Raw genomic sequence first — 18,708 nt, 5'->3', positions numbered from 1 at the left:
TAAAAAAGCGTCCCTGTCGGAGTATCCAACAGGGAGCGTTAAGAAGACATTAATGCGCCGGGTGATGAACGGCGTTAAAACCCAGTTTATGCAGCAGCGCTGCCGCCGCCGCGTCATCGCACATGACATACAGAGAAGACCATTCACGGCGCTCAACGTAATTCTTGCGCAGCTTGTCAAACTCCCCCGGGATCCCCGCCACTTTACGCAGCAGCGCATCATCGCGGCGCACATCATACACCAAATGAACCAGCCTTTTCAGCGTTGCCTGATCGAGCGGGCCATGCAGGGTAATGCGGCCAAATTCAGGCGCGGGGAGTAAGGTGTCCAGCGCCACCTGCTGCGGACGGCCAATAAAGGCGCTATAGGCCTCAAAGACCTGGGTTGTACCACGGGCCTTTCCTTCGAGTGTATAACCCGCAATATGCGCGGTTGCAACGTCGACCTTGTTCAGCAGCGCAACGTTGAGATCGGGCTCCGGCTCCCAGACGTCCAGCACCACGCTGAGATCCTGCCCCTCTTCCAGACATTTCAGCAACGCGGCGTTATCGACGACCGGGCCACGACAGGCATTTATCAGAATAGTGCCAGCCTTCAGACGACGGGTCAGCGCCTCGTCAGCAAGATGGAGCGTCTTATAGGCCCCCTCTTTGAAGAGGGGCGTATGGAAGGTGATGACGTCACATGCTTCAACCAGCTCATCCAGGGGGCGGAAGTCGCCTTCATCACCGTTGTCTTTACGCGGCGGATCACACAGCAGGGTGCGAATGCCTAACGCCTCAAGGCGTTTTTGCAGGCGTCCTCCCACGTTGCCCACCCCGACAATGCCTACGGTGCGGTCTTTCAGCGCAAAACCGTCGCGCTCTGCCAGCATCAGCAGAGAAGAGAAAACGTATTCCACTACCGCAATGGCGTTACAGCCAGGCGCGGCGGAAAATCCAATCCCCGCCTGCGTAAGCCATTTGTCATCCACATGATCCGTCCCGGCCGTTGCGGTTCCGACGAATTTAATCGCTTTGCCGGAGAGCAACGCCTCATTTACTTTGGTCACCGAGCGCACCATCAGGGCATCGGCATCATCCAGCTCGTTTACCGGAATGGGTCGACCAGGGACAGCCTTAACATTACCAAGGCGGCTAAAGAGCTCGCGGGCGTAAGGCATATTTTCATCAACGAGGATTTTCACGTCTGAGTACCTGTTTGAGAGGAAGAAAACCTGCCAAGTGTGCCATAATCTGGCCGCCAGGCATATATGCATGCCGGGTTTACGCTGAGTTTTGACTTTAAGGATTTTTGACGATGCAGCCTATTTCAGGTACGCCACCACGCCCTCCGGGTGAAGGCCCTGTCACGCCAAACGTTGCAGGTGAACAACCGCTTTCCACGCAACAGCGCACCGTGCTGGAGCGCCTGATCACGCGCCTGATCGCGCTCACTTCACAGCAAAATGCGGAAGTCTGGGCCGGGGTAAAGCATGATTTAGGCGTCCGCAACGATGCACCGTTGCAGTCGCGCCACTTCCCTGCGGCCGAGCAAAATCTGAATCAGCGTATTACCACCGCACAGCAAAATCACACCACTCGCCAGATAGTTGCACAACTGACCGAGCTGTTGAGCCAGGGCAACAACCGTCAGGCAGTCAGTGATTTCATTCGCCAGCAGTTTGGCCAGACCGCCCTGAGCCAGCTAACGCCAGAGCAGCTGAAAACCGTGCTGACGCTGCTGCAAACCAATCAGCTGACCATTCCGCAACCGCAACAGCGTCCGTCAACCGAGCGTCCGCTGCTGCCTGCTGAACACAATACGTTGAACCAGATGGTGACCAGGCTGGCCGCCGCCACCGGCGAATCAACGAAGCTTATCTGGCAGTCGATGCTGGAGCTTTCCGGCGTGAAAGCGGGCGAGCTGATCCCGGCCAAACAGTTTACGCATCTGGTCACCTGGCTACAGGCTCGCCAGACGTTGAGCACCCAAAGTACCCCTACCCTGCATACGCTACAGGCGGCACTGAAGCAGCCGCTGGAGCCGCATGAATTTGAGGTGATTAGGGATTACGCCCAGCAGACCTGGCAGGCCACGCCGCAAACGGTACTGTCCACCGCGCAGGTGCAAGATTTGCTGAATCAGATCTTTATTCGCCGCGCCGAGCGAGAAGGCGGCGTGCCGGAAGTCAGGGATATTCAACCGATCTATAGCCCGCTGTTTGCGCCGGTGGTGGAGACCTTCAGAACCCTCTCTGCGCGTCCGGGATTACTGTTTATTGCGTTACTGATTGCACTCGCGATTTTCTGGCTGGTTGCCTGATGTTTTGCCCGGTGGCGCTGCGCTTACCGGGCCTACAACGACCCGAACCGTAGGCCGGGTAAGGCGAAGCCGCCACCCGGCGAAAACGGCTCAAGGCCTGCGAAACGCCACCAGCGTCACCACAATCCCCACCACCGCTGAAACGGCTCCCGCAAGGAAGACAGAGGGATAGCCAAACGACGTGGCCAGGAGCCCCGCCAGCGGTCCGGTGACACCGTATGAGATGTCCTGAAACGCCGCATAACCGCCCAACGCCGTACCGCGCACCTGTGGCGCGACGCGTTTTACCACCTCAACCCCCAGCGCCGGGAAGATCAGGGAACAGCCGCAGCCGGTCAGTGCCGCTCCGAGAAGGGCAACGGAGGCCACAGGGGCATACCACAGCAGCAGCAAACCGAGGGTCTCAATCACCAGCGACGCCACGGCCACCTTCACGCCACCAAAGCGATCCGGCATCCAGCCGAACAGCACGCGCATCAGGACAAACGCGCCACCAAAGGCGGTTAGCGTAAAGCCCGCCATCGCCCAGCCGCGGCTCATAAAGTACAGCGAAACGAATGTCCCAATCACCGCGAAGCCCACGCCCTGTAGCGCCAGCCCCAGCCCCGGCTGCCAGATTTGACCTATTACGCTCCACAGGGAAGGACGCTCACCTTTATGGGCAGGTACTTTGCGCACCGAGCCGTTAAATGCCCATGCCAGCAGCGGTAACAGCATGGTGGTGGCCGCCAGCGCGGCAAAACCGAACTGGCTGTGGATCAACAGCCCCAGCGGCGCACCTGCCGCGAGTGCGCCATAGATAGCCATACCGTTCCAGGACATCACCTTGCCCGAGCGCGCAGGGCCTACCAGCCCCATTCCCCAGGTCAGGGTGCCGGTCAGCAACTGGCTTTCACCAAAGCCGAGAATCAAACGTCCCACCACCAGCAGGGCAAATTTATACGCTGCGTCGACCGGCAGAAGCGCGGCAAGCAGCCACGCTGCGCCCGCCAGCCCGCAGGCAAACATGCCCTGCAGCGCTGAGCGTTTGGCACCGTGCTGGTCCGCCAGACGCCCGGCGTAGCCGCGGGTTAATACGGTAGCTAAAAACTGAATACCCACGGCGATACCAACCAGGGTATTACCGTAGCCCAGCTCCTGGTGAACAAACAGCGGGATAACAGGCAGCGGCAGGCCAACGGTCATATAGGTCAGAAATACCGCAAAGGCGATACGGAAAAGGGAAAGGTTCCCGGAAGGGGTACTCTTCTCAGGGATAACGGCCTTCATGCGTAACTCCGTGTTCAGGCATAAAAAAAGGGAGCCTCGCGGCTCCCTTCTACTATACCTTCAAACGCTTACGCTTTCAGCTTGCGCATGACCAGCGTGGCGTTGGTGCCGCCAAAACCGAAGCTGTTGGACATTACGGTCGTCAGCTCACGTTCAGTGGTTTCGGTCACGATGTTCAGGCCCGCTGCCTGCTCGTCCATCTCTTCGATGTTGATGCTTGGCGCGATAAAGCCATTTTCCAGCATCAGCAGAGAGTAGATTGCTTCCTGCACGCCAGCTGCCCCCAGAGAGTGACCGGTCATGGCTTTGGTCGCGGAGATTGCCGGGCTGTTGTCGCCGAAGACTTCACGGATCGCCCCCAGTTCTTTCACATCGCCTACCGGCGTAGAAGTCCCGTGGGAGTTCAGGTAGTCGATTGGGGTATCAACGCCGTGCATCGCCATCTTCATGCAGCGCACCGCGCCTTCGCCGGATGGAGCAACCATGTCAGCGCCGTCAGACGTTGCACCGTAGCCCACGATCTCAGCGTAGATGTGCGCGCCACGTGCCAGAGCGTGTTCCAGCTCTTCAACCACAACCATACCGCCGCCGCCTGCGATAACAAAACCGTCACGGTGCGCATCATAGGTACGGGATGCTTTAGCCGGGGTTTCATTGTATTTGGTAGACAGGGCACCCATTGCGTCGAATTCACAAGCCATTTCCCAGCCCAGCTCTTCGCCGCCGCCAGCAAATACGATGTCCTGTTTACCCAGTTGGATCTGCTCAACAGCATTACCGATGCAGTGTGCGGACGTCGCACATGCAGAGCTGATGGAGTAGTTCACACCGTGAATTTTGAATGGGGTTGCCAGGCACGCGGAAACCGCAGAACCCATGGCTTTGGTTACCACGTACGGACCTACTGCTTTCAGACCACGCGGGCTACGCATGGCGTCAGCACCGAATACCTGCGCTTTGGATGAACCACCGGAACCGGCAATCAGACCCACGCGCGGGTTATTCTGGTAAACCTCTTCGCTCAGGCCAGAATCTTTGATCGCTTCCTGCATGGAGAGATAAGCATAAATAGAGGCATCGTTCATGAAACGAACCACTTTACGGTCAATCAAACCGGTGGTGTCCAGTTTGACGTTACCCCATACGTGGCTACGCATACCTGAATCTTTAAACTCTTCAGAGAAAGTGATCCCGGAGCGTCCTTCACGCAGAGATGCCAGGACTTCCTGCTGGTTATTACCGATGCTGGAAACAATGCCCAGGCCAGTAATCACTGCACGTTTCATTCAATACCTCTGTAAGTCGCACTATAGTAAGTTTCGAGTCGCACAATAGCGTACACTTGTACGCCGAACAAGTCCGATCAGACATTTTCTGCGGAAATTTGCACCGATGGACTCACATCGTTAAGATCGTGCCACTGCCTGTCAGACGAGTAACTTACGTGAAACAAAACGCTATACAACCCGCCAACCTCGAATTCAACGCTGAGGGTACACCTGTTTCCCGAGATTTTGATGACGTCTATTTTTCTAATGATAACGGACTGGAAGAAACCCGCTATGTTTTCCTCGACGGAAATCAGCTCAGCGCACGCTTTCCCGCCCATCCGCGCAGTCTGTTTGTCGTCGCAGAGAGCGGGTTCGGTACCGGCCTGAATTTTTTGACCCTCTGGCAGGCTTTCGACCAGTTTCACGCTGCCCATCCTGAGGCTACGCTACAAAGATTACATTTCATCAGTTTCGAAAAATTTCCACTCACCGCGCACGACCTGCGCCTGGCGCACCAGCGCTGGCCGGAGCTTGCCCCGTGGGCTGAACAACTTCAGGCGCAGTGGCCGCCCGCCATCGGCGGTTGCCATCGTCTGCTGCTGGACGGTGGACGCGTCACGCTGGACTTATGGCTCGGCGATATCAACGAACTGACCGATAAGCTTGATGATTCGATGAACCAGAAGGTGGACGCGTGGTTCCTTGACGGGTTTGCGCCAGCCAAAAACCCGGAGATGTGGAGTCAGCATCTGTTTAGCGCCATGGCGCGTCTGGCGCGGCCTGGCGCAACGCTCGCGACCTTTACCTCGGCGGGGTTTGTCCGCCGCGGCTTACAGGAAGCAGGCTTTACGATGCGAAAAACCAAAGGGTTTGGCCGCAAGCGCGACATGCTGGTCGGGACGATGGAGCAGACGCTGGCGATCCCCGCCCGGGCGCCCTGGTTTGCACGCCGCGCCAGCGCCTCCCGTGAGGTGGCGATAATCGGCGGAGGGATTGCCAGCGCCCTGCTTTCGCTCGCGCTTTTACACCGCGGCTGGCAGGTGACGCTCTACTGTGCTGACCCGGCTCCGGCAAACGGCGCCTCCGGCAACCGTCAGGGAGCCCTTTATCCGCTTTTAAGCGCGCACGACCCGGCGCTGTTCCAGTTTTTCCCCGCGGCCTTTACCTTTGCTCGTCGCGTATACGACACCCTTCCGGTGGCGTTCGATCATGACTGGTGCGGCGTGACGCAGCTCGGCTGGGATGAAAAGAGCCAGCAAAAAATCGCGCAGATGCTGTCGCTGGGCCTGCCGGAAGAGATTGCCCGCGCGGTAAGTGCGCAAACGGTGACAGACACCACAGGCGTTGAGACGGGCTGTGGCGGTATTCAGTATCCGCTCGGCGGCTGGCTGTGCCCTGCCGAACTGACCACTGCGGCGATTACCCTGGCACAGTCACGCGGGCTGACGGTGCATTATGCTCATAAGGTTGCATCGCTTAGCCGTACAGCCCACTGGACCCTGCGCTTTGCCGATGGCAGAGAGGCCACGCATGCCAGCGTTGTACTGGCAAACGGACATCACATCAGTCAGTTTGTCCAGACAGAGACATTGCCCGTTTATCCGGTTGGCGGCCAGGTGAGCCATATTCCGACCGCGCCTGCACTGAGCCAACTACGCCAGGTGCTGTGCTATGACGGCTACCTGACGCCGCAAAATCCGTCTAACGCTCATCACTGCATTGGTGCCAGTTACCATCGCGGTGAAACAGACACGCATTACCGCGAGGAGGATCAGCAGCAGAACCGCCAGCGCCTGATTGACTGCTTCCCGGACGCGGCGTGGGCGAGAGAGGTTGACGTCAGCGGGGGCGAAGCGCGCTGCGGCGTACGCTGCGCCACCCGCGATCATCTGCCCATGGCGGGAAATGTACCGGACTATGAGGCAACGCTTGAGGCGTATCAGGATCTGGCTGAACACAAGGAGACGGCAGTAGTCTCACCGGTTCATCCGGAGCTGTTTATGCTGGGCGGACTGGGATCGCGCGGGTTATGTTCTGCACCGCTGCTGGCGGAAGCGTTAGCCGCGCAAATGAGCGATGAGCCCATTCCGCTGGACAGCACCACGCTCGCAGGGCTGAATCCGAATCGTTTGTGGGTGCGGAAATTGCTGAAGGGGAAGCAGGTTAAATAGGGTGCCCTCTCCCACCGGGAGAGGGAGGTGAAACGCTTACTTCGCTTTCGCCTGCTGGAACAGGTTGTCCCACATACCCAGCACCAGAGACTGGTCGCGGGGAGAAAGCTCGCCCGCCTGGATGGCTTTTTCCAGGCTGCGGCTCACTTCATCATGAATGGCCTCGGCAGAGTGATCGTCCCCAGCTTCCAGCTCGGCAACGGCCAGCGTCAGGTGACCACGCAGATAACCGCTGGCGAACAGCTCATCATCACTGGCGTGTTCCACCATGTCATCAATTAACGCCAGAATGCGTGATTCAAATTCTGCGATCATCTTCTTTCCTCTGTTAAAGATCTTCCGGCCACGGGAAGCATTCCGCCGTGATCTCCGGCGTATGGTAATAATTCTGTAAAGCCTTGATCAGACGTGCCGGGCGTTCCGGGATGCCTTTCTCAAGATACTCCATCACCTGCGCATGCACGCGGCGCTGGAAGAGAATACGGTCTGGCTCGAAATCCCCTTCGAGATTGTCACAACTGACGTTGAACGGGAAACCCGCCGCCACGCAGAACAGCCACTCCAGCGCCTGCGGTTTGACTTCCACATCTTCAAACTGACCCTGCGTGGCCGCGTCACGTCCGTCCGGACAGTACCAGTAACCAAAGTCCACCAGCTCGCGACGCGCTTTTCCCGCAATGCACCAGTGTGAAATCTCATGCAGGCCACTGGCGTAAAAACCATGCGCAAACACGATGCGGTTATAGGGCACCTCTGCATCAGCAGGAAGATAGATCGGTTCGTCGTCGCCTTTAATCAGACGGGTATTAAAATCATCAGCAAAACAGCCGTCAAAAATCTCAATCAGCTGTTCATAGTTATGCGTACTGTTCATGCGTTCATCCCCAGCCAGGTGAGGATCTCCTGTCCATGGCTGTCATAAAGAAGCTTGGCGCTCATCACCGCCGAGACGATGACGATCATCGGGCGAATCAGCTTCTGTCCTTTGCTTAATACCAGACGCGAGCCCGCGCGCGCGCCTAAAAACTGCCCCGCCATCATCACAAACCCGGTTGCCCAGATAACCTTGCCGCCGATGATAAACAGCAGCAGGCCGCCGACGTTCGAGGTGGCATTCAGCACTTTAGCGTGGGCGGTTGATTTGGCGAGGTTAAATCCGGCCAGCGTGACAAACGCCAGGGCATAGAACGACCCGGCGCCCGGGCCAAAGAAGCCATCGTAAAACCCGACGCAGCCGCCTGCGATAAGCGCGAACGGCAGACCATGCAGCCGACGCTGCCTGTCCTCTTCACCGAGCTTAGGCATCAGCAGAAAGTAGAGTCCAATACAGATGACCAGCACCGGCAGGATCTGACGCAGAATGTCAGACTGTACGTGCTGAACCAACAGCGCACCGGAGGTTGAGCCGATGAAGGTCATCAGAATATTGAGCTTCTGGTCGGCAAGATTAACCACCTTACGGCGAATAAAATAGAGCGACGCGGAAAGGGACCCGCCGCAGGCCTGAAGCTTGTTGGTGGCAAGCGCCTGAGCCGGGCTCATGCCCGCCGCCAGCAGCGCCGGAACGGTAAGCAACCCGCCACCGCCCGCGAGGGCATCGATAAAACCGGCCAGCATTGCCACAAAGAACAGCACCACCAGCAGCAGCGGTGACACCATAAACAGGTCGACGAAATTATCCATTAAAGTACATGCTCATCCAGTAGCGCCTGGCAGGAAGGCGGCAACGGAGGCGGTGTCTTCTTCTCAGGCTTAGAGGTTCCAGGTTTTGCCGGTTCAAACCAGCTTTGCAGTTCCGCACCGCAGCCATCGCCTGGCGGTGGTAGCGGCTGATCTTCACATTCCAGACTGTTTGCCGGGCAGCGCAGACGTACGTGCATATGCGCACGATGCTGGAACCACGGACGCACTTTGCGCAGCCAGTCGCGATCGGTTCCCTCATCCAGGCAGAGCTGCTGCTTGATGGCCGGGTTAACGAAGATCCGCGTGACCTCGTTGTCCTTCGCTGCCAGCTTAATCAGGCTGAAAACATCCGGGGTCCACAGCGACGGCACAACGCTTTTGCCGTCACGCGCCACCAGATCCAGCGCCTGCGGCTTCAGCAGTTGTGCCGAGGTCCAGCGCGTTTTAGGCAACTGCAGGAAAATATCCACATCCAGCCCGGTCTGGTGACTGGCGTGCCCACCGTTGAAACGACCGCCAGCAGGCATACCCATATCGCCAATCAGCATCGTACCCAGCCCCAGGTTATGCACCTGGTTGCCCAGACGCTGGATAAACAGCACCAGATCCGGGTGGCCGAAGTAACGACGCTGGTCGGTACGCATCACCTGATAAGTATCCGACTGCAGAGGAAGTTCCTGCGCACCAACGATACAGCCATTGGAGAACGCACCAATCGACTGCGCGCTTCCCGCCACCGGGTGAGTGATTTTTTGCCATGGCGTGGCGGCCAGACTGGCCCCACTGGCGAGTAGCGCCAGCAGAGCAATTGCGGTTTTTTTCATAGTTACCAGCGTGGAATGGTGGTCGTCACATCCGCATTCTGCGCACGCTGGCGCAGGAAGTGATCCATCAACACGATTGCCAGCATGGCTTCTGCAATCGGCACCGCGCGGATCCCGACACACGGATCGTGACGTCCTTTGGTGATCATCTCAACTTCTTCACCAGAGCGGTTAATCGTGTGGCCCGGCACGGTAATGCTGGACGTTGGCTTCAGCGCGATATTGGCAATAATCTGCTGCCCGCTGCTGATGCCGCCGAGAATGCCACCCGCATGGTTGCTCTGGAAGCCCTCTCTTGTAATTTCGTCACGGTTCTGGCTGCCGCGAAGCTGAACCACGTCAAAACCGTCGCCAATTTCGACGCCCTTCACCGCGTTGATGCTCATCAGCGCGTGGGCAATGTCCGCGTCCAGACGGTCAAATACAGGCTCACCCCAGCCTGGCGGTACGCCGTCAGCCACCACGGTCACTTTTGCACCGATAGAGTCGCCCTCTTTTTTCAGGCCACGCATCAGCTCGTCCAGCGCCTCCAGCTTCTCGACATCAGCACAGAAGAACGGGTTCTGTTCAACCTGCTCCCAGTCTTTAATGGCCAGCGGAATGTCGCCCATCTGGGTCAGGCAACCGCGGATCACGATGCCAAATTTCTGCTGCAGGTATTTCTTGGCAATCGCACCTGCGGCGACGCGCATCGCGGTTTCACGGGCGGAGGAGCGTCCACCGCCGCGATAGTCGCGAAAACCGTACTTTTGTTCGTAGGTGTAGTCAGCGTGGCCCGGACGGAACACATCTTTGATGGCACCGTAGTCCTGAGAACGTTGGTCGGTGTTTTCAATCAGCAGACCAATACTGGTCCCGGTGGTGCGGCCTTCAAAAACGCCTGAGAGAATTTTGACCTGGTCCGGCTCGCGACGCTGCGTGGTGTAGCGAGAGGTGCCCGGACGACGACGGTCAAGGTCGTGCTGTAAATCGGCTTCGGTGAGTTCGATGCCTGGCGGTACGCCGTCAACGATACAGCCCAGTGCCAGCCCGTGCGACTCACCAAAGGTGGTCACGCGGAATATTTGTCCAATACTGTTTCCTGCCATCACGGCTCCGATGTCGTTATTTGTGTGTGAGCGTTGTGAAACGGGCCGAAGCCCGCTGGATTAATCTTTGTAGATGCTGAAATGTTCGCGCGCGTCGAGCAGCTGCGCTTTGGTCAGCATAAAGACGCCGTCACCGCCGTTGTCGAACTCAAGCCAGGTGAACGGCACATCCGGGTACTGCTCTATCAGATGTACCATGCTGTTGCCCACTTCACAAATCAGAACACCGTCGTCGGTCAGATAATCCGGTGCGCAGGCCAGAATGCGGCGGGTCAGCTTCAGGCCGTCAGAACCCGATGCCAGGCCCAATTCTGGCTCGTGACGATATTCGTTCGGCAGATCGGACATATCTTCCGCATCCACGTACGGCGGGTTGGTTACGATCAGATCGTACTGCAGCGTCGGCAGGTCACGGAACAGATCGGAGCGGATAGGCGTAACATGGTGGATCAGCCCGTGTTCTTCGATATTGTGCTCGGTTACAGCCAGTGCGTCGGTGGAGATGTCCACCGCGTCCACTTCCGCTTCCGGGAAGGCATAAGCGCAGGCAATGGCAATGCAGCCGCTGCCGGTACACATATCCAGAATGTGCTGCGGTTGACGGTTAATCAGCCCTTCGAAGTGGTTGTTGATCAGCTCACCAATTGGCGAGCGCGGCACCAGCACGCGTTCATCAACATAGAATTCGTGACCGCAGAACCAGGCTTTGTTGGTCAGATAGGCTACCGGAATACGCTCGTTCACGCGGCGGATCACACGCTCAACGATGCGGTGCTTTTCGCTGGAGGTCAGACGCGCGGTGCGCATGTCTTCCGGAATATCGAGCGGCAGGTAAAGAGAAGGCAGCACCAGTTGAACAGCTTCATCCCACGGGTTATCCGTACCGTGTCCGTACCAGATATTGGCGGCGCTGAAGCGGCTAACCGACCAGCGCAACATGTCCTGTATGGTATGCAGCTCGTTTACTGCTTCATCGACAAAAATTTTATCCACTCTTTCCTCCAGGGCATGCTCGCATAATTTTCGGCGGCTAGTTTGCCATGAAGACGGCGATAAATCAGCAATGACGCGTACCGCTTGAGGTTAAAAAATGCGTTTAGTCGGGTACACTATCGGAAATACGAGATGAGAACGACGAATGAAAAAGAAAACATCGCTCAGCGAGGAGGATCAGGCGCTCTTCCGTCAGCTCATGACCGGGACGCGTCAAATCAAGCAGGATACGATTGTCCACCGGCCGATGCGCAAAAAAGTCAGCGAAGTGCCGGTCAAAAGGCTATTGCAGGAGCAGGCGGATAATAGCCACTATTTTTCCGATGAGTTTCAGCCGCTGCTTAACACGCAGGGTGCGGTCAAGTACGTTCGCGAAGATGTCAGCCACTTTGAGCTGAAAAAATTACGCCGGGGAGATTATTCACCCGAGCTGTTTCTCGATTTGCATGGTTTGACGCAGATGCAGGCGAAACAGGAGCTGGGAGCGTTGATTGCCGCCTGTCGCCGCGAACATGTGTTTTGTGCCTGCGTGATGCACGGCCACGGTAAACATGTTCTTAAGCAACAAACGCCGCTGTGGCTGGCTCAGCATCCACACGTGATGGCGTTTCATCAGGCGCCCAAAGAGTACGGCGGAGATGCCGCCTTGCTGGTGTTGATTGAGGTTGAGGAGTGGCAACCGCCAGAACTGCCCTGAAAACATGGCGGGAGGCATAGTTGCTCCCGCCTTATCGCACGTCACCTCAGATTGCTTTCGCCATCCGGAGATTGCATGGACTCATTTGCCAGTTGAAGACCCCTTTGCCGGTTTCGTCGAGGGTGACGTTGGCAATGGCGGAGGTCGTAAACATCGGTGGCGTCTCGCCCGGGCACAGTTCAGATACCAGATAGCCAACCAGTGGCAGGTGGGAAATGACCAGTGCAGAAGCGACACCTTCATTGCACAGCGCCTGCAGGTAGGCACTGACAAGGCCGACATCACCACACGGCGTGAGTTCAGGGAGAACATCCACGCTGGTCGGCAGGTTCATACACTCCCCTACCACATCCAGCGTCTGTTCAGCACGCAGGAACGGACTCACCAGAACGCGTTCAATGTCCACTTTTTGACCTTTAAGCCAGTTCGCCATCTGACGAGATTCGTCGCAGCCGCAGACGGTTAAAGGACGTACTGAGTCACTGGCGGCATCGAGTGCCGCGTCGCCGTGACGCATGATAAAAACTTGCATATTGCACCGCTTTTGTTAACCAGAATCACCGGCGTTAACTACCCGCGATTGATGCTTGAGGTAGAAAACCCGATGGCCGGGCATTGTGCCTGATCCATTCGGTGAATGAAACGCTGTTTTTTACCTCAATGGCGTAAGTATAGTCAATCTCTGTTTACAAAATCGCCAAATCAGATTCATTCACCGCCGGATTTACCCTTCTTTGACCTCAACTTACGAGGACAGTTTCCCTTGCTGGCCAAAATGTCTGGCCCCGTTCCGCCATCTGCAATAATTCGTCACAGGGTGTAAACCGGGGACCATACTGCGTGGCAAGACGTTGCAGAATCGCAACCACTTCACCCGCTCCGAGGGTGTCCATGTAACGGAACGGGCCGCCAAGGAACGGCGGGAAACCAATACCAAATACGGCGCCAATATCGCCATCGCGTGCGCTTTTAATCACCTGCTCGCCAAAACAGCGTGCGGCTTCATTAAGCATCATCATCACACAGCGTTCAGCACACTGAACGGCAGACAGTTTCGCCTGTCCGGTTGTTGTGATAAGCCCATAGACCGAAGGGTCGACCTGTTTCTTGCTTTTACGCCCTTTTGCACCGTAAAGATAGAAACCGCGTTCATTTTTTCTGCCTTTGCGATCGTCCTTCAAAATTGCAGAAACAATGTTTGCAGGCGGGCTAAAACGCTCGCCATATGCGGCCTCCAGCACAGGTATAATTTTAGTGCCGGTGTCTATTCCTACCTCATCCAAAAGTTGGATTGGGCCAACGGGGAAACCAAACTTGACCAGCGCCTCGTCGACGTGTTCGATCTTCTCCCCTTCCACCAGCAGGCGCATCGCTTCGTTGATATACGGCGCCAGAATTCGGTTGACGTAGAATCCCGCTTTATCCGCCACGACGATCGGGGTTTTGCCCTGCTTTTTCGCCAGTTTCACTACCGTAGAGACAGTCTGCGGGCTGGTTGACGCGTGTGGAATAACTTCAACCAGCGGCATTTTTTCAACCGGACTAAAAAAGTGCAGGCCAATCACCTGCTCAGGACGCGCGGCTTTCGCTGCGATATCACCGATCGGTAATGAAGAGGTGTTCGAGGCGAAAATCGTGTGCGGCGCACAATGTTGCTCAACGTCCGCAACCATCTGCTGCTTAAGCGCCAGGTCTTCAAACACCGCTTCAATGACCAGATCGCGATGGGCAAAACCACGGTAGTCCGTAGTGCCGCTGATCATGGCCACGGTTTTATCCCGCTCGCTTGCCTTGATATGGCGGCGTTTAACCTTCCGATCAAGGTTCTGCCAGCTGTACTGCAGCGCGTGGTTGATCCCTTTCGGGTTGATGTCTTTGATACGTACGGGCAATTTGGCTTTGCTGGCTGTGACAAACGCAATACCACCGCCCATCAGTCCGCCCCCGAGAACGCCAACGGCGTTGAGCGGTGCAGGTTCCGCGTCACTACCCGGATCTTTTTTAACGTCAGTGCTGGCAAAGAAGATGCTGCGCAACGCCTGCGATTGCGGCGTCATCGCCAGTTCACCAAAGGCTTTTGCCTCCGCGGCATAACCGCTGCTGCTGCCCTGCGACAACCCGGTTTCAATCACCTCAAGAATGCGCTTCGCCGCCGGATAGTTGCCTTTGGTCTTTTGTTCGGTTTTCTTGCCCACCATGCTAAACAGCAGCGCCCGCCCCAGCGGCCCGGCCAGGATGCGCTCACGCACCGGCAGAGCACGTCTTGCCTGACGTCCCTTCAGCGCCAGCTCTACGGCGGCTTCCAGCAAAATGGAATGCGGAACGACGTCATCAACCAGCCCCGCTTTCAGCGCCTGACGGGCACGCAGCTGTTTGCCGGTTAAGATCATCTCCAGCGCTGTACTAACGCCAACCAGCCGCGGCAGACGCTGCGTTCCACCGGAGCCGGGAAGCAGCCCTAGCTGTACTTCCGGCAACCCAAGAACGGTTTTCGCGTCGTCAGTACAAATACGGCTGTGACAGGCCAGCGCCAGCTCCAGCCCACCGCCCAGGCATGCACCGTGGATCGCGGCGATCGTCGGGATCGGCAGCGAGTGGATCTCCGCCATCACCTGCTGCCCCTGGCGCGCCAGCTCTTCCGCCTCCTGCGCGCTTTGCGCCCGGGCGATCATGTTGATATCGGCCCCGGCAATAAAGTTGTCTGGCTTTGCCGAGATAAACACCAGGCCGCGAATCGCTTTGTTCTCGCGGATCTGCTTTAACATCTCGCGCACCTGAACGCCAAATTCCGCCTTCAGGGTATTCATCTTTTCGTCGGGGACATCAATGGTAATCACAGCCACGTTATCGAGGCGAACCGTCAGATTAAATGCAGATGCCATTGCCATTATTCAGCCTCCAGAACCATTGCTGCCCCAAGACCGCCCGCCGCGCAGGCGGTGACGAGGCCAAAACCGCCGCCACGGCGACGTAACTCATGTAATGTTTGGGTGATCATCCTTGCGCCCGTTGCCGCAAACGGATGACCGTAGGCGATAGAGCCGCCCAGTACGTTAAATTTGCTTTGATCCACTTCTCCGGTGGCATGGGCGCGGCCAAGCACATCGCGAGCAAAACGTTCGCTGGCCAGTAGCTGGACGTTGGCCAGGGTTTGTGCGGCAAAGGCCTCGTGCATATCAATCAGCGTTAAATCAGCGAGGGTCAACCCTGCGCGATCCAGTGCCAGCGGCGTGGACCAGGCCGGGCCTAACAGCATGTCCTGCCAGACGTCGATCGCCGTGAACGCGTAGCTGCGCAGATAACCGAGCGGGGTAAGGCCAAGCTCTTTGGCTCGCGATTCGGTCATCAGGATCACCGCGGCAGCACCATCCGTCAGCGGAGTACTGTTGGCGGCCGTAACGGTGCCGTGTTTGCGGTCGAATGCCGGACGCAGTCTGGCGTAGTCCGCCAGCGTCGAAGTGCCACGAATGTTGTTATCTTCCACCAGCGGTTCGCGGTAAGGCGGGATATACGCGGTCATCACCTCGTCGTTCAGCTTGCCTTCCGACCAGGCTTTCGCCGCCAACTGATGGGAACGGTGAGCCAGCGCATCCTGCTGCTCCCGGGTAATGCCGTAGGTTTTGGCCATCTGCTCGGCGGTGTCGCCCATGCGCAGGCCGGTGGAGTATTCAGCCACCGCAGGTGGAACAGGCATCAGGTCACGAAGGCGTAAACGCGAGAAGAGCTTGAGTTTTTGCCCGGTGGTGCGCGCTTTATTTGCATCCACCAGAATGCGGGCCAGCTTTTTACTGACCCCTATCGGCAGCACGGAGGATGAGTCTGCCCCGCCGGCGATCCCGGCGCGGATGGTGCCCGCCATCAGGCTTTCGGCCACGTTTGCCACCGCCTGAAAGCTGGTTGCACACGCACGGCTGACGCTGTAAGCATCCGTATGCACGTTCATTCCGGTGCCAAGGACAATTTCTCGTGCAATGTTCGGGGCTTCTGGCATCTGAACAACCTGGCCAAAAACCAGCTGCTCAATGACATCAGGCGGTATTTCGCTGCGAGCCAGCATCTCCCCCACCACCATTTTCCCCAGATCGACGGCCGGTATGCCGTGAAACGCTGTCGCCTGACGCGCAAACGGCGTACGCAATCCACTGACAATGGCAATGCGGTCACCTTGTCGGGTGATAAGCGGTAATGCCTGACTCATAACATTCCCCTGTAAAAATTTTGCAAACATAAAGTGGTCTGACCTGATAAATAGTCTTAACCATTTTTTTACATTCAGCCAATTGGGGAAACGAAAAAATGCGAACTAAAACACAGAGAAGAAAAAAGAAAATGCCCCGAGGTAAAAACAAAACGGTAACCCAGAGGTTACCGTTTTGAGTGTTTGCACCCTCACCCGTAGGAGAGGGCATCTGGCCGCGGAGATTAACGCAGACCGAGTTGGAAAATCAGCGTTTCAGCTTCGCAGGCGAAGACAAAGTCGATATCCAGCTTCACGCCGCCGTCCACTTCCGTGAAGGTGGACTTGATTTCACACGGATCGGATTCTACGTCGCGCGCGCGCTTGCTCAGCGCCGCCAGGGTCTCTTCCGCTTCGGAACGGTTGGTGAACACGCGGCTGTAAGAGGCGGTGCAATCGGAGTTGTCCATGATGGTACCAACATCCATACAGCAGCAAACCGGGGTTTCATCAGCACTGCATTTACTCATATCTCAATTTCCTCTGTATTCGCGCAGGACGCGAGATAAACACGATGCTGATATTTTACGCCCCGATGCAGACGCTCTCCAGCCGTTAATGGCGCAAAACGGGATAAGTGACCAATATCACACTAAAAAATGATCTAAAACAAAATTCGCCCTTTTGGGTGAGTCGTGATGGTCACATTTTTGCCAACCAGATCTCGTTTCAAGAAACATGTTTGAAAATATTAATAAACAAACTTGCAACATTCTAGCTGGTCAGACCTATACTCTGGCCACTGGTCTGATTTGTAAGTCATACCTCAGACCCTACACTTCGCGCTCCTGTTACGGTATGTAACAATTATTGAATAAAAATAACTCAATGAGGTTATGGTCATGAGCCAGAAAACCCTGTTCAACAAGACTGCGCTGGCAGTCGCAGTGGCAATCGTCTCTACGTCCGCCTGGTCAGCGGGCTTCCAGTTAAACGAATTTTCTTCCTCTGGCCTTGGCCGTGCGTATTCCGGGGAAGGTGCAATTGCTGATGATGCAGGAAACGCCAGTCGTAACCCTGCGCTGATCATGATGTTTGATCGCCCAACGTTCTCAGCGGGCGCCATCTTTGTTGATCCGGGTGTGGATATTACGGGCCGTTCCCCGAGCGGAGCCAGCCTGAATTCCGATAACATCGCGCCAACGGCATGGGTGCCAAACCTGCACTTCGTCGCGCCAATCAACGACCAGTTTGGCTGGGGTGCATCCGTAACCTCTAACTATGGTTTAGCGACCGAGTTTAATAACGACTACGCAGCAGGAGCCTATGGCGGTAAAACCGACCTTGAGACTCTGAACCTGAACCTGAGCGGTGCTTACCGTCTGAACAGTAACTGGAGCTTCGGCGTTGGCTTTGATGCCGTTTACGCTAAAGCGAAAATCGAACGTTACGCGGGCGATCTCGGCAAAATCGTTGCGGGCTCCGGCGCACTGCCGCCGCCTCTGGCACAACAGGTTGCAGGGATCCCGGCAGACACCCAGATCGCGTATCTGAAGGGTGACGAGTGGGGCTTTGGCTGGAACGCCGGTATCCTTTATGAACTCGATAAAAACAACCGTTACGGTTTCACCTACCGTTCCGAAGTGAAAATCGACTTTGACGGCGACTACAAGAGCAGCCTGCCTTCTGCTTATAACCAGATCCTCGGCACCTTCGGTCTGCCAATGGGCACCGATGGCCGTACCACTGGCGGTTCTCTGAGTCTGCACTTACCGGAAATGTGGGAATTGTCCGGTTATAACCGCGTGGCACCACAGTGGGCGATTCACTATAGCCTGACCTACACCAGCTGGAGCCAGTTCCAGGAGCTGAAAGCGACCAACAGCAAAGGCGACACGCTGTTCTATAAAGATGAAAGCTTCCGTGATGCCTACCGCATCGCACTGGGTACCACCTACTATATGGATGACAACTGGACGTTCCGTACCGGTATTGCCTTCGATGATAGCCCGGTTCCGGCTGACAAACGTTCTATCTCCATTCCGGATCAGGACCGCTTCTGGCTGAGCGCCGGTGCGACCTACGCATTCAACAAAGATGCCTCTGTCGATGCAGGTGTTTCGTATATGCACGGTCAAAAAGTCAGCTTCAAGGAAGGTCCGTATGAGTTCTCTTCCGAAGGTAAAGCCTGGCTGTATGGCCTGAACTTCAACTACGCGTTCTAATTCGCG

The 18,708-nt window shown here is 56.6% G+C and carries 17 protein-coding genes; 4 read left to right on the top strand and 13 right to left on the bottom strand.

Going from position 1 to position 18,708, the window contains the following annotated elements:
• Positions 1–49 precede the first annotated feature (49 nt).
• Positions 50–1,186, bottom strand: coding sequence for a 4-phosphoerythronate dehydrogenase PdxB (gene pdxB / locus ACOTZF_RS18495; protein WP_421636191.1), 1,137 nt, complete (start codon positions 1,184–1,186; stop codon positions 50–52).
• 113 nt (positions 1,187–1,299) lie between these two features.
• On the opposite strand from pdxB, the gene flk reads away from it, so the two are divergent.
• Complete coding sequence (flk, locus tag ACOTZF_RS18490) at positions 1,300–2,304, top strand: flagella biosynthesis regulator Flk (RefSeq protein ID WP_129251903.1); 1,005 nt, start codon at positions 1,300–1,302, stop codon at positions 2,302–2,304.
• Between the two features lie 90 nt (positions 2,305–2,394).
• On the opposite strand, the gene ACOTZF_RS18485 is transcribed toward flk, so the two are convergent.
• The gene (locus ACOTZF_RS18485; RefSeq protein WP_047023797.1) at positions 2,395–3,573 is read right to left on the bottom strand and encodes an MFS transporter; all 1,179 of its coding nucleotides are present in this window, start codon (positions 3,571–3,573) and stop codon (positions 2,395–2,397) included.
• A 68-nt stretch (positions 3,574–3,641) separates the two neighbouring features.
• On the bottom strand, positions 3,642–4,859 hold the full coding sequence (fabB, locus tag ACOTZF_RS18480; protein ID WP_013098145.1) for a beta-ketoacyl-ACP synthase I: 1,218 nt from the start codon (positions 4,857–4,859) through the stop codon (positions 3,642–3,644).
• A gap of 158 nt (positions 4,860–5,017) precedes the next feature.
• On the opposite strand from fabB, the gene mnmC reads away from it, so the two are divergent.
• Positions 5,018–7,015, top strand: coding sequence for a bifunctional tRNA (5-methylaminomethyl-2-thiouridine)(34)-methyltransferase MnmD/FAD-dependent 5-carboxymethylaminomethyl-2-thiouridine(34) oxidoreductase MnmC (mnmC, locus tag ACOTZF_RS18475; RefSeq protein ID WP_129251907.1), 1,998 nt, complete (start codon positions 5,018–5,020; stop codon positions 7,013–7,015).
• Positions 7,016–7,051: 36 nt separating this feature from the next.
• On the opposite strand, the gene ACOTZF_RS18470 is transcribed toward mnmC, so the two are convergent.
• Genes ACOTZF_RS18470 through prmB form a run of 6 tightly spaced genes read right to left on the bottom strand, consistent with a single transcriptional unit; the run spans position 7,052 to position 11,603 of the window.
• Complete coding sequence (locus ACOTZF_RS18470) at positions 7,052–7,330, bottom strand: YfcL family protein (RefSeq protein WP_013098147.1); 279 nt, start codon at positions 7,328–7,330, stop codon at positions 7,052–7,054.
• 13 nt (positions 7,331–7,343) lie between these two features.
• Positions 7,344–7,889 carry an elongation factor P hydroxylase gene (locus tag ACOTZF_RS18465; RefSeq protein ID WP_013098148.1) on the bottom strand — a complete coding sequence of 182 codons (546 nt, stop codon included), beginning with the start codon at positions 7,887–7,889 and terminating at the stop codon, positions 7,344–7,346.
• Entirely contained in the window at positions 7,886–8,698 is an 813-nt protein-coding gene (locus ACOTZF_RS18460; protein WP_013098149.1) for a sulfite exporter TauE/SafE family protein, read from the bottom strand. Before ACOTZF_RS18460 ends, ACOTZF_RS18465 begins: the two co-directional genes overlap by 4 nt.
• Positions 8,698–9,522 carry a penicillin-insensitive murein endopeptidase gene (gene mepA, locus ACOTZF_RS18455; RefSeq protein WP_020690615.1) on the bottom strand — a complete coding sequence of 275 codons (825 nt, stop codon included), beginning with the start codon at positions 9,520–9,522 and terminating at the stop codon, positions 8,698–8,700. Before mepA ends, ACOTZF_RS18460 begins: the two co-directional genes overlap by 1 nt.
• Before the next feature lie 2 nt (positions 9,523–9,524).
• Positions 9,525–10,610, bottom strand: a complete 1,086-nt coding sequence (gene aroC, locus ACOTZF_RS18450) for a chorismate synthase (RefSeq protein ID WP_129317832.1) — start codon at positions 10,608–10,610, stop codon at positions 9,525–9,527.
• A gap of 60 nt (positions 10,611–10,670) precedes the next feature.
• A complete protein-coding gene (prmB, locus tag ACOTZF_RS18445; protein WP_013098152.1) occupies positions 10,671–11,603 on the bottom strand; it encodes a 50S ribosomal protein L3 N(5)-glutamine methyltransferase in 933 nt (310 codons plus the stop codon).
• Between the two features lie 145 nt (positions 11,604–11,748).
• On the opposite strand from prmB, the gene smrB reads away from it, so the two are divergent.
• Positions 11,749–12,300 carry an endonuclease SmrB gene (smrB, locus tag ACOTZF_RS18440; RefSeq protein ID WP_013098153.1) on the top strand — a complete coding sequence of 184 codons (552 nt, stop codon included), beginning with the start codon at positions 11,749–11,751 and terminating at the stop codon, positions 12,298–12,300.
• Positions 12,301–12,346: 46 nt separating this feature from the next.
• Here smrB and sixA read toward each other — a convergent pair whose 3' ends face one another.
• From sixA to ACOTZF_RS18420, 4 genes are all read right to left on the bottom strand, one after another.
• Positions 12,347–12,832: a phosphohistidine phosphatase SixA gene (sixA, locus tag ACOTZF_RS18435; protein WP_014832802.1), complete on the bottom strand. Its 486-nt coding sequence runs from the start codon at positions 12,830–12,832 to the stop codon at positions 12,347–12,349.
• A gap of 208 nt (positions 12,833–13,040) precedes the next feature.
• Positions 13,041–15,188 (bottom strand): fatty acid oxidation complex subunit alpha FadJ, encoded by a 2,148-nt coding sequence (gene fadJ / locus ACOTZF_RS18430; RefSeq protein ID WP_129251910.1) that lies wholly within the window; start codon positions 15,186–15,188, stop codon positions 13,041–13,043.
• Positions 15,188–16,498, bottom strand: coding sequence for an acetyl-CoA C-acyltransferase FadI (gene fadI / locus ACOTZF_RS18425; protein ID WP_045903402.1), 1,311 nt, complete (start codon positions 16,496–16,498; stop codon positions 15,188–15,190). The genes fadJ and fadI overlap by 1 nt, the downstream gene beginning before the upstream one ends.
• Before the next feature lie 224 nt (positions 16,499–16,722).
• Positions 16,723–17,007: a YfcZ/YiiS family protein gene (locus ACOTZF_RS18420; protein ID WP_129251913.1), complete on the bottom strand. Its 285-nt coding sequence runs from the start codon at positions 17,005–17,007 to the stop codon at positions 16,723–16,725.
• Between the two features lie 372 nt (positions 17,008–17,379).
• On the opposite strand from ACOTZF_RS18420, the gene fadL reads away from it, so the two are divergent.
• Complete coding sequence (gene fadL / locus ACOTZF_RS18415) at positions 17,380–18,702, top strand: long-chain fatty acid transporter FadL (protein WP_014832806.1); 1,323 nt, start codon at positions 17,380–17,382, stop codon at positions 18,700–18,702.
• Positions 18,703–18,708: the final 6 nt, after the last annotated feature.

The sequence above is a fragment of the Enterobacter cloacae complex sp. SHL021 genome (assembly GCF_049237765.1).
GTDB lineage: Bacteria > Pseudomonadota > Gammaproteobacteria > Enterobacterales > Enterobacteriaceae > Enterobacter > Enterobacter cloacae.
The sequence above is the reverse complement of the archived record's forward strand: the minus strand, read 5'-3'. Positions and strand labels throughout refer to the sequence as shown.

Bases quoted from the DNA above. Each gene is read 5' to 3' on its own strand.
- sixA (WP_014832802.1), bottom strand. From the start codon at position 12,832: ATGCAAGTTTTTATCATGCGTCACGGCGACGCGGCACTCGATGCCGCC.
- fabB (WP_013098145.1), bottom strand. From the start codon at position 4,859: ATGAAACGTGCAGTGATTACTGGCCTGGGCATTGTTTCCAGCATCGGT.
- ACOTZF_RS18485 (WP_047023797.1), bottom strand. From the start codon at position 3,573: ATGAAGGCCGTTATCCCTGAGAAGAGTACCCCTTCCGGGAACCTTTCC.
- ACOTZF_RS18465 (WP_013098148.1), bottom strand. From the start codon at position 7,889: ATGAACAGTACGCATAACTATGAACAGCTGATTGAGATTTTTGACGGC.
- ACOTZF_RS18420 (WP_129251913.1), bottom strand. From the start codon at position 17,007: ATGAGTAAATGCAGTGCTGATGAAACCCCGGTTTGCTGCTGTATGGAT.
- smrB (WP_013098153.1), top strand. From the start codon at position 11,749: ATGAAAAAGAAAACATCGCTCAGCGAGGAGGATCAGGCGCTCTTCCGT.
- flk (WP_129251903.1), top strand. From the start codon at position 1,300: ATGCAGCCTATTTCAGGTACGCCACCACGCCCTCCGGGTGAAGGCCCT.
- aroC (WP_129317832.1), bottom strand. From the start codon at position 10,610: ATGGCAGGAAACAGTATTGGACAAATATTCCGCGTGACCACCTTTGGT.
- ACOTZF_RS18470 (WP_013098147.1), bottom strand. From the start codon at position 7,330: ATGATCGCAGAATTTGAATCACGCATTCTGGCGTTAATTGATGACATG.
- fadI (WP_045903402.1), bottom strand. From the start codon at position 16,498: ATGAGTCAGGCATTACCGCTTATCACCCGACAAGGTGACCGCATTGCC.
- fadL (WP_014832806.1), top strand. From the start codon at position 17,380: ATGAGCCAGAAAACCCTGTTCAACAAGACTGCGCTGGCAGTCGCAGTG.
- fadJ (WP_129251910.1), bottom strand. From the start codon at position 15,188: ATGGCAATGGCATCTGCATTTAATCTGACGGTTCGCCTCGATAACGTG.
- ACOTZF_RS18460 (WP_013098149.1), bottom strand. From the start codon at position 8,698: ATGGATAATTTCGTCGACCTGTTTATGGTGTCACCGCTGCTGCTGGTG.
- mepA (WP_020690615.1), bottom strand. From the start codon at position 9,522: ATGAAAAAAACCGCAATTGCTCTGCTGGCGCTACTCGCCAGTGGGGCC.